At 63.1% G+C, this 14,990-nt stretch carries 16 protein-coding genes; 5 read left to right on the top strand and 11 right to left on the bottom strand.

Annotation, left to right across the window (positions count from 1 at the left end; genetic code table 11):
• Positions 1 to 97: 97 nt before the first annotated feature.
• The 3 genes from AC0NIE_RS04190 to AC0NIE_RS04200 all read right to left on the bottom strand — a co-directional run bounded on the left by AC0NIE_RS04190 (position 98) and on the right by AC0NIE_RS04200 (position 2,331).
• Positions 98 to 760, bottom strand: coding sequence for a glutathione S-transferase family protein (locus tag AC0NIE_RS04190; protein ID WP_473485699.1), 663 nt, complete (start codon positions 758 to 760; stop codon positions 98 to 100).
• 41 nt (positions 761 to 801) lie between these two features.
• A complete protein-coding gene (locus AC0NIE_RS04195; RefSeq protein ID WP_473485700.1) occupies positions 802 to 1,779 on the bottom strand; it encodes a threonine/serine dehydratase in 978 nt (325 codons plus the stop codon).
• 228 nt (positions 1,780 to 2,007) lie between these two features.
• Positions 2,008 to 2,331, bottom strand: a complete 324-nt coding sequence (locus AC0NIE_RS04200; RefSeq protein ID WP_123146013.1) for a hypothetical protein — start codon at positions 2,329 to 2,331, stop codon at positions 2,008 to 2,010.
• Positions 2,332 to 2,509: 178 nt separating this feature from the next.
• Here AC0NIE_RS04200 and mbfA point away from each other — a divergent pair, with 178 nt between their 5' ends.
• Positions 2,510 to 3,493, top strand: a complete 984-nt coding sequence (gene mbfA, locus AC0NIE_RS04205; protein WP_473485701.1) for an iron exporter MbfA — start codon at positions 2,510 to 2,512, stop codon at positions 3,491 to 3,493.
• Positions 3,494 to 3,499: 6 nt separating this feature from the next.
• Here the strand turns inward: mbfA and AC0NIE_RS04210 are convergent, their stop codons facing one another.
• From AC0NIE_RS04210 to AC0NIE_RS04220, 3 genes are all read right to left on the bottom strand, one after another.
• Positions 3,500 to 3,844, bottom strand: coding sequence for an antibiotic biosynthesis monooxygenase family protein (locus AC0NIE_RS04210; protein WP_473485702.1), 345 nt, complete (start codon positions 3,842 to 3,844; stop codon positions 3,500 to 3,502).
• Positions 3,841 to 4,173 carry an NIPSNAP family protein gene (locus AC0NIE_RS04215; RefSeq protein WP_473485703.1) on the bottom strand — a complete coding sequence of 111 codons (333 nt, stop codon included), beginning with the start codon at positions 4,171 to 4,173 and terminating at the stop codon, positions 3,841 to 3,843. Before AC0NIE_RS04215 ends, AC0NIE_RS04210 begins: the two co-directional genes overlap by 4 nt.
• A gap of 96 nt (positions 4,174 to 4,269) precedes the next feature.
• Positions 4,270 to 4,488, bottom strand: a complete 219-nt coding sequence (locus AC0NIE_RS04220; RefSeq protein WP_473485704.1) for a DUF1127 domain-containing protein — start codon at positions 4,486 to 4,488, stop codon at positions 4,270 to 4,272.
• A gap of 68 nt (positions 4,489 to 4,556) precedes the next feature.
• On the opposite strand from AC0NIE_RS04220, the gene AC0NIE_RS04225 reads away from it, so the two are divergent.
• Positions 4,557 to 5,231: an ArsR/SmtB family transcription factor gene (locus tag AC0NIE_RS04225; RefSeq protein WP_473485705.1), complete on the top strand. Its 675-nt coding sequence runs from the start codon at positions 4,557 to 4,559 to the stop codon at positions 5,229 to 5,231.
• Positions 5,232 to 5,239: 8 nt separating this feature from the next.
• Here the strand turns inward: AC0NIE_RS04225 and ligD are convergent, their stop codons facing one another.
• Together ligD and AC0NIE_RS04235 are read right to left on the bottom strand one after the other, a co-directional pair.
• On the bottom strand, positions 5,240 to 7,804 hold the full coding sequence (ligD, locus tag AC0NIE_RS04230; protein ID WP_473485706.1) for a DNA ligase D: 2,565 nt from the start codon (positions 7,802 to 7,804) through the stop codon (positions 5,240 to 5,242).
• A gap of 163 nt (positions 7,805 to 7,967) precedes the next feature.
• On the bottom strand, positions 7,968 to 8,474 hold the full coding sequence (locus AC0NIE_RS04235) for a YciE/YciF ferroxidase family protein (protein WP_473485707.1): 507 nt from the start codon (positions 8,472 to 8,474) through the stop codon (positions 7,968 to 7,970).
• A gap of 408 nt (positions 8,475 to 8,882) precedes the next feature.
• Here AC0NIE_RS04235 and AC0NIE_RS04240 point away from each other — a divergent pair, with 408 nt between their 5' ends.
• The 3 genes from AC0NIE_RS04240 (at position 8,883) to AC0NIE_RS04250 (ending at position 11,450) form a co-directional block, all read left to right on the top strand.
• Complete coding sequence (locus tag AC0NIE_RS04240; protein ID WP_123146006.1) at positions 8,883 to 9,029, top strand: hypothetical protein; 147 nt, start codon at positions 8,883 to 8,885, stop codon at positions 9,027 to 9,029.
• Between the two features lie 498 nt (positions 9,030 to 9,527).
• A complete protein-coding gene (locus AC0NIE_RS04245) occupies positions 9,528 to 9,659 on the top strand; it encodes a hypothetical protein (protein WP_473485829.1) in 132 nt (43 codons plus the stop codon).
• A gap of 69 nt (positions 9,660 to 9,728) precedes the next feature.
• Complete coding sequence (locus tag AC0NIE_RS04250; RefSeq protein WP_473485708.1) at positions 9,729 to 11,450, top strand: DUF4166 domain-containing protein; 1,722 nt, start codon at positions 9,729 to 9,731, stop codon at positions 11,448 to 11,450.
• On the opposite strand, the gene AC0NIE_RS04255 is transcribed toward AC0NIE_RS04250, so the two are convergent.
• From AC0NIE_RS04255 to AC0NIE_RS04265, 3 genes are all read right to left on the bottom strand, one after another.
• On the bottom strand, positions 11,369 to 11,746 hold the full coding sequence (locus AC0NIE_RS04255; protein ID WP_473485709.1) for a DUF1850 domain-containing protein: 378 nt from the start codon (positions 11,744 to 11,746) through the stop codon (positions 11,369 to 11,371). The two genes, AC0NIE_RS04250 and AC0NIE_RS04255, sit on opposite strands and share 82 nt — an antisense overlap.
• Positions 11,743 to 13,833 (bottom strand): TRAP transporter permease, encoded by a 2,091-nt coding sequence (locus tag AC0NIE_RS04260; protein ID WP_473485710.1) that lies wholly within the window; start codon positions 13,831 to 13,833, stop codon positions 11,743 to 11,745. The genes AC0NIE_RS04255 and AC0NIE_RS04260 overlap by 4 nt, the downstream gene beginning before the upstream one ends.
• 161 nt (positions 13,834 to 13,994) lie before the next feature.
• A complete protein-coding gene (locus AC0NIE_RS04265) occupies positions 13,995 to 14,954 on the bottom strand; it encodes a TAXI family TRAP transporter solute-binding subunit (protein WP_473485819.1) in 960 nt (319 codons plus the stop codon).
• Between the last annotated feature and the right edge of the window lie 36 nt (positions 14,955 to 14,990).

A 14,990-nucleotide genomic window follows, 5' to 3' on the forward strand; every position in this document is an offset into this window, starting at 1 on the left:
GTTTTGATCAACAGAAAAAGGGGGGACTCTCGCCATGGCGGATAGGTCGTGAAACACCGCGCTTTGATAGCGCATCGGGTTGTGCCGATAGGCATGATCATTCGGATCGAGGTTCATGCGGGCTTCCCGGGACCGGCCGCAATTCAGGCGCTTCCAGTCCTTGGAAAGGATCGCGCCAGGCGTCGATTTCTTCAAGCTGACGATACCAGCGGCTGACAGAAGGATAATCATCGAGCGGCAATCTGGCGACATCGTTGAAGGGCAGAAACGTCGCCATTCGAAAGTCGGCATAGGAAACCGAATTTTCAACCAGCCATTCTCGCTCGGAAAGCTCGGCCTCAAGTGTTGCAGCGGCCGTGCGGAAGTCTCTCAACCCCTCCTCAACCCGGCCCTGATCGATCGGGCCGAGCCCATACCGCTGTTTGGTCCCGCGTTCGAAATGCACGACGTCGCAAGCTCTTGCGAAGTTCTCTTTCCCCCAACTGAGCCATCGGATCATCTCGGGTTCGTCATCGCCGGTGCGCCAGAGATCCGAATGCGCGTCGCGTGACAGCCGGCAGGCTATGGCATCGGTCTCCCAGAGGCTTTTTCCCGAGCCTACAAGTATGGGCAATGAAAGATTTGGATTCAGTGGGCGAAATCGCTCAGCCTGCCCCGGAGCGAAGGGGGAGGCGAATTTAAACTCGACCTTTGCGTCGAGATAACGTGCCACCGCGACCGCGAGGCGAGGATTGGGATTGCGGCTGAAGAACAGTTTCATTCCATGTCAGCCTTTTTGAATGGTGCTGGTTCGGTCGCCACCTAAGCCGCCGCCATGATCTCAGCGTAGGTGCCGAAATCGACATTACCGCCGGACAGCACCACGGCAATGCATTTGCCTGATAGCTCGATCTCGCCTGATGACAGTGCGGCCAGCCCGACGCTGCCGCCGGGCTCGACCACCAGCTTGAGATGGGCCATGGCGTCACGCATAGCCTGTGCCGCGGCCTTGTCGGAGACGGCAATGCCGCCGGCGAGATTCCTGCGGTTGATCTCGAAGGTGATCGCGCCCGGCTCGGCGGTGAGGAGCGCGTCGCAGATCGAAGTGTGGCCGGGTTCGATCGAAACCCGGGCACCTCTGGCCAGTGAACGACAGGTGTCGTCGAAATGTTCGGGTTCCACCGCCCAGACGGCCGTGCCCGGCGAGGCATCCTTGACCGCAATCGAGATGCCGCTGCTCAAGCCGCCGCCGCCGCAGGGAATGACGACCGCGTCGAGGCTCACGCCGAGCGCTTTCGCTTGCGCCATCAGTTCGAGGCCGATCGTGCCCTGGCCGGCGATGATGGCCGGATCGTCGAAAGGTGGGACCAGGACCATGCCGCGTTCGACGTACGGGCGAACCACCGTCATGCGGTCATCGCGGAAACGGTCGAACGGCACCACTTCCGCGCCCATTTTCCTGACATTGCCGACCTTCATCGCCGGCGCATCGGTGGGCATGGCGATGACCGCATTGACGCCAAACATCGCCGCCGAGGCGGCGACGCCTTGCGCGTGATTGCCCGACGAGAAGGCTACGACGCCACGGCTGCGCTCCTCATCGCCCAGCGACGACAGCTTGTTGTAGGCGCCGCGGAACTTGAACGAGCCGGTACGCTGCAGCGTCTCCGGCTTGAACAGGATCCTGGCGCCGAAGCGCTTGTTCAGCTCAGGCGATTCGATCAGCGGCGTTTCGACGATCAGGCCGGACAATCGCGCTGCTGCGGCGCGGATGTCGGCGATGCCGGGAAGGGTGGTCATGGCGAGGTCCTGCAGAAGTGAGATCGCCCATGGTGCACGGAAAACCAGGCCGCGCACCACTGGAAAAATGTGACCGTTACAATTCGTGGATTGCGAAAAGAGCGTGGTGCCTTCATCAGCGCCCCGACGTTTGGCCGAAGCCTCCCTAACTTCGTTATCCTAGGGCTCCGCTTCGCGTTCGCTCCGCCCTAGGGTGACGAAGTCAGGAGATCTTCGCCCGGCCGCTTCTTATCCCAAAAGCGTCCTTTTCCGTTTGGCGCCGCCCATCTTGCGCCAGGTGTTGAAGCGATGGGTGGCGGCGGCGAAGGAGATCTTCATCTGCTGGGCAACCGAATAGCGCGACTTGCCCTCGTCGAACATGCGGTAGCAACACTCGACGCCCTCCTCGGTCAGCTTGCCGTCGGGGGCCTTGTTGTGCGGGTTGGCCGGATCGAATTTTTCGACCTGCTGCTCGACCAGGCCTTTGAGGCGCTGCAAATCGGCCTCGATACCGGCGATCAGGTCGAGAACGGGTTTCGGGTCGAATGCATGCGTGGACTGTTTTGCCGGCATCTACGGATTCCTTTTTCTTGGCTTAGGTTCAGCTATATAGGTGAACATTCGCCAATAATTAAGGGGCAGAGAAGGATTCCCGGAGCTCCTAATTTTGGACGTTCGGCAGACGGGCGCGATTGACCAATGGCGCGCCAAACCCTAGTTTAGAATTATTCTAAACTAGGGTGAATTTCTCATGCTTTCCCGTGTTTTCGGTTTTGGCCGCCGTCCGTTCGAATCGCTCTCGGAGCAAGAGATCCTGGCGCTCGCCATTTCTTCCGAGGAAGACGACGGGCGTATCTATCGTGCCTATGCCGACGGGCTGGCGGATAGCTTTCCGCATTCGGCCAAAGTGTTCGAGGAGATGGCCGAGGAGGAGGACGGCCATCGCGACTCGCTGATCGAACTTCACCGCGAGCGTTTCGGCGAGCGCATTCCGCTGATCCGGCGCGAGCATGTGAGGGGCTATTACGATCGCAAGCCCGACTGGCTGGTCAGGCCACTCGGCATCGAGCATGTACGCAGCCAAGCCGAGGCGATGGAGCGGCAGGCGTACCTGTTCTACGTCGAGGCGGCGAAACGCACCAGCGACGCCTCGACACGAAAGCTGCTCGACGATCTGGCGGTGGCCGAACAGGGCCACGAGACGCTGGCGCAGCGGCTGGAGCAAAAGCATGTGCCGGGCGCGGTGAAGAACGAGGAAGAAGCGGCCGAGCAACGCCAGTTCATCCTGACCTATGTGCAGCCGGGCCTGGCCGGGCTGATGGACGGATCGGTGTCGACGCTGGCGCCGATCTTCGCCGCCGCGTTTGCCACGCATGACACATTCCAGACCTTCTTGGTCGGGCTTGCCGCCTCGATCGGCGCCGGCATCTCGATGGGCTTCACCGAGGTGGCTTCCGACGACGGCAAGCTGTCGGGCCGCGGCTCGCCGGTAAAACGCGGCATCACCACGGGCGTCATGACCGCGCTGGGCGGTCTCGGTCACGCCTTGCCCTACCTAATTCCGTATTTCTGGACCGCGACAATTCTCGCGGTGGTGGTGGTGTTCTTCGAACTATGGGCGATCGCCTTTGTGCAGAACCGTTATATGCAGACGCCGTTCTGGCGCGCCGCCTTTCAGGTGGTGCTGGGCGGCGGATTGGTGTTCGCGGCGGGCGTGCTGATAGGGAATGCTTAGAAAGCCCTACCCATGCAGCGCCCGGCTGTCCTCAGGCGCCTCTGCACGTTCGGTCAGGCCATAGTCGCGCACGACGTGGGCGATACGCAGACGGTAGCCGGCAAAGATGCCGCCACGGCCGGCCTTCTGAGCCCGCCTATGTTCCCCCGTGTTGCGCCAGGCCTTCACCGCCTCCTCGTCTCGCCAGAACGACAGCGACAGGATGCGGTTCGGGTCGGTGAGGCTCTGAAAGCGCTCGATCGACAGAAAACCGTCTATGCCGTCGAGCAGCGGGCGCAGGTCGGCGGCGAGGCCGAGATATGCGTCGCGCTTGCCCGCTGCCGGCTCGACCTCGAAGATGACGGCGATCATAGTTTCACCAGAGAGGCATGCGGCCCGGAGGCGAGTTTCAGGAACATGCGATCTTCCTTGAGGATAAATTTTTCACGCCGGGCGAATTCATAATTCGCCTTGCCGGCCGGGTCGGCGGCGAGCCTGGCACGGTAGGCTTCGTAAGCGGCGAGGCTGTCGATGTTGTAGGCGGCGTAGGCGGTGGTGGCCGAGCCTTCATGCGGCGCAAAATAGCCGATCAGATCGGCGCCGCAGCGCGGGATCGCCTGGCCCCAGATGCGGGCATACTCCTCGAACGCCGCCTTGCCGAACGGGTCGATCTCGTAGCGGATAAAGCAGGTGATGGTCATCTTTTGTCTCCTTGCTGAGTATGGTTCGTTGCGGCGACAGTTCGAGCGGGGTCGAAATATTCCGTGGATCGATGTGCTAAGCAATTTCACCGGTAGTCATGCTTGCCAGAAGGATTTCGCGCATTCGCGGCGAACGTCTTCCGGCGTCAGGCCAAGATCGCGCAAAAGATGCTCGTCAATCTCGGCAAGGTCGAGGCGCTGCAGATGGCGATCATACCAAGCCAGGAGCCGCAATCGGCACAAGACGATGAACGGAAACGGCCGGCGGCCGAAGCGGCTGTCGGGCACGGCGTTGGGGGCGGCTCTTGCGGTCATCTTCGTCTCCTTGATCTGAGCAGAGAATAGTGGTTATCTGACAAGAATGCTTCGATGGCGGACGAACTATGCGTGAAGGACCTGACATAGCCCGCATCGCCAGCCTGATCGGCGATCCAGCGCGGGCAAACATGCTGACCGCGCTGATGGGTGGCACGGCGCTGACAGCGAGCGAACTGGCGCTCGAGGCCGGCGTGTCGCTGCCGACCGCCAGCTCGCATCTGTCGAAACTGATGGAGGGTGGGCTGCTGACGCTGGCAAGCCAGGGGCGGCATCGCTACTACGGCCTCGCCGGGCCGCAGGTGGCCGGCATGATCGAGGCGATTACCGGCGTCGCCGCTGCGGTCGGGCCACAGCGGGTGCGGCCGGGCCCGCGCGACGCCGCCATGCGCGTGGCGCGGGTCTGCTACGACCACCTCGCCGGCGAGCAGGCCGTGGCGATGCTCGACCGTCTTGTCGCTAGACAAGTGCTCCTGCGCCACGACAAGGAGATCCGGCTCGGGCCGTCGGCCGCCTCGCATTTCGCCGCGATCGGCATCGACGTCGAGAGCAAGGCGCGACGACCGGTGTGCCGGGCCTGCCTCGACTGGAGCGTGCGGCGCTCACATCTGGCCGGCACGCTGGGTGCGGCCATTCTCGACAAGATTATCGCCGAGAAATGGGCGCGACGCGAGAAAGACAGCCGCGCTGTGATCTTTTCGCCGATGGGCAAGCAGGCGTTCGAGAAGGTGTTTCTCGGCTGAAAAACTGATCAGCCGCGCTTGAGCGGCTTGCCCTGCTTGAAAAAATCCGCCCAGGGATCGGCTTTCGCCAACTGCTTCAGCGTCGTCTTGTCGCCGATCGGAAAGGCGTTCGGCGCCAACCCGGCCTCGATCTCCGCCCAGGTCGCCGGCATTGAGACCGTAGCGCCTTTCTTGGCGCGCGACGAATAGGGTGCCACCGTGGTCGACCCGCGGCCATTGCGCAGATAGTCGACGAAGATCTTGCCGGTGCGCGCCTTCTTCGACAGCGTCGCTGTATACCGATCAGGGGCGGCCTGCTCGAGGGCGCGGGCGAAATCATGGGCGAAGTCCTTCACCTCATCCCAATCCGCCGACGGTTTCAGCGGCACGACGACATGGTAGCCCTTGCCGCCCGACGTCTTGACGAAATTCGGCAATGACAGCGCATCGAGCCGGCCGTGAATTTCGAGCGCCGCCGCGCGCACCGCTTTCACGTCGACGCCTTCGTCGGGATCGAGATCGAAGATGATCTGGTCCGGCTTGTCCAGTTCATCGATGGTGCAGCCCCAGATATGGATCTCGACCACGCCGAGCTGGACCAAGGCAGCGACACCGTCGATGTCGCGGATGAACAGTATCTCCTCGCCGTCCGTCGGATCCTTCATCTTGGCGATCTTGTCATGCATGCCGGCCGAGGCATGCTTCTGGAAGAAGCGTTGGCCGCCGACGCCGTCCGGCGCCCGCACAAGGCTGAGCGGCCGATCGATGACGAATTGTTGCATGCGCGGCCAGACCAAAGCGTAGTGATCGAGCAGGCCCTGCTTCGATACCTTCTCCTGCGGCCACAGAAGCTTGTCCGGATGAGAAAGTTTTACGACGGTGTTTGCCGCCTCCGTGGATTTGACAGAGGTGGATTTCTCGCCCTTGCCCCCAGCAGGCTTTGCCTTGGTGTCGGCAGGCTTTGCCTTGGCGTCGGCCTTGCCAGCGGGTGCCTTCGGTTTTTCCTCCACGACTTCCTCCGCCGGCTTGTCCTCGCGCAATCCCTGGAACGAGGCGTGGCGTATTATACGGTCGGACGTCCAGGTACGGAACTCCACTTCGCCGACAAGTTTGGGCTTCACCCAAACCACTCTTTTGCCCAGCCCTTTGCCCCTCGGTACCGCCCTATCGAAGGGCGAGGTTTTCGCCTTGAGCGCATCCAGCTTTTTCTTCAGGTCGTTGGTACTCTGCATCGAAAAGCCGGTGCCGACACGGCCGGCATAGTGCAGCTTGCCGCCCTCATGGTAGCCGACCAGCAAGGAGCGCAATCCACGCCCGGTCTTCTCCGACGGCAGGTAGCCGCCGATGACGAATTCCTGGCGCAGCGTGCATTTCGACTTCACCCAGGACAGACCGCGGCCGCTGCGATAGGGCGCGTCGGCGCGCTTGGAAACGATGCCTTCCAGCCCCATGCGGCAGGCGTGCTCCAGCATGACCTTGCCCGGTTCGGCAAAATGGTCGCTGAAGCGGACTGCCGAATTGTCTGGCTGTTTGCCAAGCAAGTCCTGCAAAGTCTGCTTGCGCTCGACCAGCGGCTCTGGGCGCAGGTCTTCGCCGTCGAGACGCATCAGGTCGAAGACGTAATAGAGAAAACGATCCGTGCGGCCGGCCGACAGGTCAGCCTGGAGCAGCGCGAAGGACGAGACGCCGCTGTCCGCCAGCACGACGATCTCGCCGTCGACGATGGCGTCGGTACATTTCAGACGCTTGAGTTCCGCAACAATCGCGCCGCCGATTTTGTCCGTCCAGTCGAGGCCGGTGCGGGTCAACAGCCGCACCTTTGTGCCGGCAAGCTGCGCCTGCATGCGATAGCCGTCGAATTTCACCTCATGCAGCCATTCCTTGCCGGGAGGGGCATCCCTCTGCAGTGTGGCGAGGCATGGTGCGATGAATTCGAGCTGCTTTGCCGCCTTGGCCTTCGCCTTGCTGGTGGGCCGTTTGTTCGAATGCCAGACCCTTGGCTTCTTGCCGTCGGCCGTCTTGCCTTCGCCGACCTCCTCGATCGTCAGGCCCGACTTCACCGACTTTGGCGCCTCCTGCAAAATGTCCTCGCCTGGGCGCGCGGCGGCATCGTCGGATTTGATCAGCAGCCAATTGTCGCGCGTTTTGCCGGGACGCGGCTTCAGCCGCACCAGATGCCAGAGACCGTTCAGCTTGTGGCCGTGCAACTCGAAGCTGATATGGCCCTTTTTCATCGCCTGGGCCGGATCGGTCTCCGGTTGCCATTTGCCTTCGTCCCAGACGATGACCGAGCCGCCGCCATATTCGCCCTTGGCAATGGTGCCCTCGAAGGACGCGTAGTCGATCGGGTGGTCCTCGACATGCACGGCGAACCGCTTTTCATGCGGATCGAGGCTCGGACCCCGTGTTATCGCCCAGCTCCACAGCACGCCGCCATGCTCTAGCCGAAGGTCGTAATGCAGCCGTGTCGCGGCGTGCTTGTGGACGACAAAGATGCCGCCAGCCTCACCTTTCCTGTTGCGAACGACCTTGCCGGCCGGCTCGGCGGTCTTCTTGAAATCGCGCTTGGCATGATACTGCTCAAGGCTGGCCATAACACGCGATCCTATAACGGTTTGGTGTGGCGCCGATTTGCTGTGACGGCTTCGGCTTGGCGACGCCGACACGAGGCCTTGAACGGATAGAAACAGTTTCAGTTCCGGCCCCGCGAAAAAGCGAGGCAAGCCGGGTTGCCCGGCATTGCCTGGATCGAGACTGCTATTCGGCGGCCTGAAGGTTGACCTTGGCTTCCGCAATCTCGGTAAGCTTGCGGTCGATCGCCTGCTCTTCCTTGATATTGTTGGCCAGGACATTGGCGCAGTCGGTGCGGCCAAGCTGCTTGGCCCAGGCGATCAACGTGCCGTAACGGGTTATTTCATAGTGCTCGACCGCCTGCGCGGATGCGATCAGGGCGGCGTCGAGAACGTCCTTGTCATCGATGTCGCCGCTGACTTCATCGGCTTCCTCGAGAATGCCGTCGATGGCCGGACAGTTGACCGTCTTGGCCTTCACGCCATGCAGTTCGAACACCTTCTCGACGCGCTCGATATGGCCCTTGGTCTGGCCGAGGTGCTTTTCAAGGCCGGCTTTCAGCTGCGGGTCGGTCGCCTTGTCGATCATCTTCGGCAGCGACTTCTCGATCTGTTTTTCGGCGTAATAGATATCGCGCAGCGTGTGGACGAAGAGGTCGTCCAGCGTCTTGATGTCTTTCGAAAAGAAACCCATGGCTTTTGCCTTTCCATTGTTCTTGCTGGTTTGGGGTTCCGGCGGCGGTTTCGCTCGGAAGCCGCAGCCTGCTGGGCCGGGTGGGTCCCGGCTCTGGGCGTCAACGTCCGGCGTTCGGACGGGTTCCTGACTTTCCCCAAGCAAGCAAGGAAATTTCGCGGCGCTGGCCAAGGCTGAAACAGAAACGCGTCCGAGCGACATCCAAACGAAACATATGTGATGCAAAAGTCACATCGACCGAAATGTCGACGAACTGCATGGAAAGACCCCGAATCAGCCGCATTGCGGCCACGAACCAAGGCCTTTTCGACCAGATATTAACATCGTGTTCACCGACTATTCACGCCTAGACGCTATGATCTCCGCAATTCGGAAGGGACATCCGAAATCGGGACAGGGACAGGTAAAATGAGCTTCTTGACGCACCTCATCGGCTACGCTGCCGCCATCCGCGAATTTGTCGCGCCGACCTACCGGCCGGAGCGCTATTACATGCGCGGCCCTGGCCCCGCTTGCGCACGCCGCAGCCATACGCTCGGCATCAGCGCACACTGATGACGACCATGGAAAGCCGTCACGACAGCCGGATCTGCAGGCCGGCCGCCGATCACCGTGCGACGACCTATCGCGTGGAACGTCGTGCGCTCGCCGACAGGCGGCGTGCGACAACACCAAGGTTCTGAGATTCTAGGGACTTTGATCTCGCAGCCGGCAAGCTTAGTGTCGTTTGACACCAAGCAGCCGGGACTCGCGTGACCACCCAGCCAGACAATCCTCCTGAAAAACCCGCCTTCGATGCAAGCCAGCCGTTGATCGTGTTCGACGGCGTTTGCGTGCTGTGCTCGGGCTTCGTGCGCATGGTGGTGGGGCTCGACCGCAAAAGCCGCTTCCGCTTCGCCACGGCGCAGTCACCGCTCGGTGAAGCACTGTTTCGAAATATGGACTGCGGACGGACAGCTACGAGACCAATCTGGCCCTCATCGACGGCGCCGCCTTCACCCGCCTGGACAGGTTCGTTGCCGCCATGGCCGAACGGGGCTGGCGGCGAAGTCGTTGCTCCTGCTGCCGCGCCCGCTCCGCAACTGGCTCTACGATCGCATTGCCAAGAACCGTTACGCGCTGTTCGGCAGGAAAGCGAGTTGCGAGATCCCTTCCGCCGAGTTGGAGGGGCGGCTGATTGGCTAGGCGCCGAGCTCCAGCAGGTTTTCGCTTTGCCCGATATAACGGGACCCTTAGCTTTTTGGGGGAGCCGCGATGAAGATCCTCATCGTCGGCGGCTATGGCAGCTTTGGCGGCCGGATCGTCGAACTGCTTGAAAACGAGCCGCGCCTAACCCTGATCGTCGCCGGGCGCTCGCTGGCTAGGGCCGATGCCTACTGCAAGAGCCGCGATCGTGCCGTCGCCCGGATCGTTCCTGCGCTGTTCGACCGCGACGGCGATATCGTCGAGCAACTTTCACCGCTGCGGCCCGATATACTGATCGATGCCAGCGGCCCGTTCCAGGCCTATGGCGAGGGCCGGTACCGCCTGATCGAGGCCTGCATGGACCAGGGCGTCAACTATCTCGACCTCGCCGACGGCTCGGATTTCGTCGCCGGCGTGTCTGCGTTCAATGAGGCGGCGCGAGAGGCTGGTCTTTTCGTGCTGTCCGGGGTCTCCAGTTTTCCGGTGCTGACGGCGGCGGCAGTGCGTCGCCTGTCTGCGGACATGGCTCGGGTCGACCGCATCCGCGGCGGCATCGCGCCGTCGCCGTTTGCCGGTGTCGGCGAAAACGTGATCCGCGCCATAGCCGGCTATGCCGGCCAGCCGGTCACGCTCGTGCGGAACGGTCGTTCAGCGCTAGGCCATCCGTTCACCGACCAGACGCGCTACACCATCGCGCCGCCGGGCCGCCTGCCACTGAGAAATACGCTGTTCTCGCTGGTCGACGTCCCCGACCTGCGCGCACTGGCAGAGCTTTGGCCGGAAGCGAAAACCATCTGGATGGGAGCTGGGCCGGTTCCCGAAGTGCTTCACCGCGCCTTGATCGGGCTTGCCTGGCTGGTGCGCGCGCGAACAGTCCGCTCGCTTTCGCCGCTGGCCCCGCTCATGCAGATGGCGACGAACCGGCTGCGCTGGGGCGAGCACCGCGGCGGCATGTTCGTCGAGGTGGCGGGATCGGACCAGACGGGCGTAGCGGTCACACGATCGTGGCACCTGCTGGCGGAGGGCAATGACGGGCCGCTGATCCCGTCGATGGCGGTCGAGGCGCTGGTCCGCAAGGCGCTGGATGGACATGAGGCGCCGCCTGGCGCGCGGGCTGCCGTGCACGATTTGGAGCTTGAGGATTATGAAGCGCTGTTTGCCAGCAAGACGATCTACACAGGTTTCAGAAACGAACCCGTTGATTTGGACACGCCGCTTTATGCCGCCTTGCTCGGCGACGCCTGGCTAAGCCTGCCGGACGAGATCCGCGCCATGCATGATGGCACGACGACAGCGGAAGGACGGGCGCGGGTCGAGCGCGGAGGTAATATCCTTGGCCGGCTAACGGCCTGGCTGGTCGGGTTTCCGAAGCCGTGCGCCGATATCCCTGTCCGTGTCCGGTTTGAACCCGGCAAGGATGGCGAAACCTGGACCCGGACATTCGGCGCGCACAGTTTTTCAAGCCGACAGTGCGCTGGCCGGGACCGGTCGCAGCGGCTGCTGTGCGAACGCTTCGGCCCGTTGACCTTCGCGATGGCGCTGGTCGCCGAAGATGGACGGCTGACGCTCGCCCTGCGTCGATGGAGCATTTGGGGTCTGCCGCTGCCGCTGTGGCTGTGCCCGCGCTCGACATCCTACGAAACCGTGGAAGACGGCCGGTTCCGCTTCCATGTCGAGATTTCACACCGCTTCACTGGAATCATCGTCCGTTATCGCGGCTGGCTCGAACCTTCGCAGGGCTCCAGCACGGTCGCATCGCCTGCCGCCTTGGCGAGTTCGCGGCAGCCCTGAACCGTGCAGAGCGTCCAGCCTTCACCTGTCGCGCCAGAGGCCGCGAGCACAAGGCGCCGCTGCGGCGCCATCTTTGGTTTATAGATCCACCAACCGTCTCGCAGCACCGAGCCTTCCGGCGGTTCCATGCCGGCGCCCGAGCCCTTGATCCGTGCCTCGACGATTTGCAAGCCGGACGGCATCACCTTCCAGTCTTCCTGCCAATGCGTCTTTTCCACCGAATGCGTCCAGGCGAGCGTGAAGGCGGCGACAGTGAGCGTCACCGTCTTGCCGGCGGCGAGGATACAGAGGCTCATGCGGTGCCGGTGGCTTGCCGCGCACGCCAGCAGTGCCAGCCGATCCAGGCGACAGAGAGCGCCCAGCCGGCTTCGTCGGTGACAGGCAGTGCGGCAACCAGCAGCACGCCGGCGGCGAAGGCGACGAGACGTTCCCACCAGGCCATGCGCCGGGCGAGGAACCCGACGGCGGCTGCGCCCCACATGGCAATGCCCATGCAGGCCTTGGCGACGATATAGGCGACCTCGACCGGATAACTGAACTGGGCGGCGATCGGACCGGGGTCCTGCAGCATCAGCGCCGGGGTATAGACCGCCATGAACGGCACGACGAAGCCGGCGACGGCAAGCTTGGTGGCCTGGATGCCGATCTTGAGGCCGCTCTCCTTGGCCATCGGCGCGGCGGCGAAGGCGGCCAGCGCCACCGGCGGAGTGAGGTCGGCCATGATGCCGAAATAGAAGACGAACATATGGCTGACCACCAGCGGCACGCCAAGCGACAGCAATGCCGGCCCGGCCAGCGACGAGGTGATGATGTAATTGGGGATCGTCGGGATGCCCATGCCGAGCACCAGGCAGGTCAGCATGGTCAGTACCAGCGACAGGAACAGATTGTTCTCGCCGATGGAGATGATCAAGCCGATGAAGGTGGAGGCGATGCCGGTGAGCGTCAAAGTGCCGATGACGATGCCGACGATGGCGCAGGCGATGCCGACCGGCAGCGCGTTCTTTGCTCCCTCGGCAAGCGAGTCTATGCATATCTGCAGCGTCTCGCGTCCGCCCCTGAATGTGACGCAGGCGACAATTAGCCCAGCGATCACAAAGCTGAGGATATTGACGCCGAACCTCATGAAAGAGGCGGCGGCAAGCCCGAGCGCCAGCCAGAAGACGATGCGGAACGCAAGCGGCCCGATCAGCGCCGCCAGCGGCGTGCCGAGGATGAGCACGATGGTCAGCGCCAGCCCCATGGTGCCGGCGAAGATCGGCGTATAGCCGGCAAACAGCAGATAGATAAGTGCGGCCAGCGGCAGCACCAGCGGCCAATGTCTTCTCACCGCGTCCCACGGATTGGGCAGGTCCGCCTTGGCCATGCCCTGCAGGCCGGCCTTGCCGGCCTCCAGGTAGACCTGCCAGAAGCAGGCGCCAAAATAGAGCAGCGCCGGGATTATCGCCGCCTTGACCACCTCGGCATAGGGAATGTTCAGTGTCTCAGCCATGATGAAGGCGACCGCGCCCATCACCGGCGGCATGATCTGGCCGCCCATCGACGAGGTCGCCTCGACGGCGCCGGCGAAGGCCGAACGAAAGCCGAAGCGCTTCATCAGCGGGATAGTGAACTGGCCGGAGGCAACCACATTGGCGACGCCGGAGCCGGAAATGGTGCCCATCAGCGCCGAGGACAGAACGCAGACCTGGGCCGGGCCGCCGCGCCAAGAGCCGACCAGGCCAAGGGCGAAATCGTTGAACAGCGCGATCATGCCGGCGCGTTCGAGAAAGGCGGCGAAGACGACGAAGATGAAGATATAGGCGGCCGAGACGTAGACCGGCGTGCCGTATATGCCTTCGGTGCCAAAGGCGAAGGTGTCGATGAGCTGGGCGAAATCATAGCCGCGATGGATGAAGGGCGGCGGCAGATGATTGCCGGCGAATGCGTAGGCGAAGAAGATCAAGGCGATCAGAGCAAGCGGCAGCCCCATCAGCCGCCGCGCTGCCTCGAAAACCAGCACGATCAGCACCGCGCCGACGATCAGGTCCGGCGTGGTGAGGAAGCCGGAGCGCCGGATGAGATCGGCATAGAACACCCAATTGTAGAGGCCGGTGGCGAAGCCGAGCAAGCCGAGCGTCCAGAACGCTGCTTTGGCCGGTGTGCTTGTGGCGCGCAGATTGGCGATCAGGCCAAAGCCGAGCAGCAGCAGAAAACCGACATGCATGGCGCGCACCACCTGGCTCGGCAGGCTGCCATAGGCGGCGATGTAGATCTGGAAGATGGAGAAGGCGATGGCGATGAGAAAGGCGGCCTTGCCGGCGAGCCCTTCGCCGAAACCCGGCGGCAGGCCTTCGACCGGGGCTTCGGCGGTGGGGGAAAGAACGGTCGGGGTTTCGGTCATTGGCGGGGTTCCTGGCGGGCGCCCTCCCCCTCGAGGGGAGAGTGCCGAGCGAAGCGAGGCGGGTGGGGTCGGTTCAGGGGCCGCGCACTGCCGCAACGACCCCGCCCGTCCATCCGCCTTCGGCGGCTGTCCACCCTCCCCTCAAGGGGGAGGGAGCGGCCCTACTTCACCAGCCCCTTTTCCTTGTAATACCGCTCGGCGCCGGGATGCAGCGGCACCGGCATGCCGTCGAGCGCCTTGGCGATGTCGATCGTCTTGGCGGCTGCATGGGCGGCGGCGAGCTGGTCGAGATTTTCGAACAACAGCTTGGTCATCTGATAGGCGGTCTCGTCGGAGACGTCGGCGTGGGTGATGAGGAAATTGCCGACGGCGGCGGTCGCGACATCCTCGGTCTGGCCCTCATAGGTGCCCTTGGGAATGGCCACCGAAAGATAGGGCGAGCCGATCTTGGCGACGTCCTCCGCCGGGACGGCGACGACGTTGATCGGCACCGACGTGGCGAGGTCGCGGATCGAGGCGACGCCGAGTCCGGCCGATTGCAGCGTGGCGTCGAGCTGGCGGTTTTTGATCAGCTCGACCGATTCGGCGAAGGGCAGATACTCGACCCGTCCGAGATCCTCGTATTTCAGCCCGGCGGCGGCGAAGATAGCGCGGGCGTTGAGCTCGGTGCCGGAGGCCGGCGCGCCGACCGACAGGCTCTTGCCCTTGAGGTCGGCGAGCGTCTTGATGCCGGACTCCTTGCTGGCAACGATCTGGATGTAGTTGGGATAGATCGCGGCGATGCCGCGCAGCTTGTCGAGCTTGCCCGGATAGCCGGCCTCGGTGTTGCCCTCGGCGGCCAGTTTGACGGCATCGCCGAGCGCGAAGGCGATCTCGCCCTTGCCCTGCTGCAGCAGGTTGAGGTTCTCGACCGAAGCTTTCGTCGCCTGCACCTGGGCGCGGGCGCCTTCGATGCCCTTGCCGTAGATTTCTGACAGCGCGACGCCGAGCGGGTAGTAGACACCCGAGGTGCCGCCGGTCAGCACGTTGATGAACTCCTGTGCCTTGGCCGGCACCGCGCCAAGGCCTAGCGACAGCGCCAGCGCGCCGGCGGCAACAACCTTCGTTCTGAAATTGAGCATCATGATTTCCTCCCTGAAATATCAGCGGCCGTACCG

The organism is Mesorhizobium sp. WSM4842 (genome assembly GCF_055901575.1).

Coding starts and splice junctions, on each gene's coding strand:
- AC0NIE_RS04240 (WP_123146006.1), top strand. CDS start 8,883: ATGAGCTTCTTGACGCACCTCATCGGCTACGCTGCCGCCATCCGCGAA.
- AC0NIE_RS04190 (WP_473485699.1), bottom strand. CDS start 760: ATGAAACTGTTCTTCAGCCGCAATCCCAATCCTCGCCTCGCGGTCGCG.
- mbfA (WP_473485701.1), top strand. CDS start 2,510: ATGCTTTCCCGTGTTTTCGGTTTTGGCCGCCGTCCGTTCGAATCGCTC.
- AC0NIE_RS04260 (WP_473485710.1), bottom strand. CDS start 13,833: ATGACCGAAACCCCGACCGTTCTTTCCCCCACCGCCGAAGCCCCGGTC.
- AC0NIE_RS04220 (WP_473485704.1), bottom strand. CDS start 4,488: ATGACCGCAAGAGCCGCCCCCAACGCCGTGCCCGACAGCCGCTTCGGC.
- ligD (WP_473485706.1), bottom strand. CDS start 7,804: ATGGCCAGCCTTGAGCAGTATCATGCCAAGCGCGATTTCAAGAAGACC.
- AC0NIE_RS04195 (WP_473485700.1), bottom strand. CDS start 1,779: ATGACCACCCTTCCCGGCATCGCCGACATCCGCGCCGCAGCAGCGCGA.
- AC0NIE_RS04235 (WP_473485707.1), bottom strand. CDS start 8,474: ATGGGTTTCTTTTCGAAAGACATCAAGACGCTGGACGACCTCTTCGTC.
- AC0NIE_RS04215 (WP_473485703.1), bottom strand. CDS start 4,173: ATGACCATCACCTGCTTTATCCGCTACGAGATCGACCCGTTCGGCAAG.
- AC0NIE_RS04250 (WP_473485708.1), top strand. CDS start 9,729: ATGAAGATCCTCATCGTCGGCGGCTATGGCAGCTTTGGCGGCCGGATC.
- AC0NIE_RS04265 (WP_473485819.1), bottom strand. CDS start 14,954: ATGCTCAATTTCAGAACGAAGGTTGTTGCCGCCGGCGCGCTGGCGCTG.
- AC0NIE_RS04210 (WP_473485702.1), bottom strand. CDS start 3,844: ATGATCGCCGTCATCTTCGAGGTCGAGCCGGCAGCGGGCAAGCGCGAC.
- AC0NIE_RS04225 (WP_473485705.1), top strand. CDS start 4,557: ATGCGTGAAGGACCTGACATAGCCCGCATCGCCAGCCTGATCGGCGAT.
- AC0NIE_RS04200 (WP_123146013.1), bottom strand. CDS start 2,331: ATGCCGGCAAAACAGTCCACGCATGCATTCGACCCGAAACCCGTTCTC.
- AC0NIE_RS04255 (WP_473485709.1), bottom strand. CDS start 11,746: ATGAGCCTCTGTATCCTCGCCGCCGGCAAGACGGTGACGCTCACTGTC.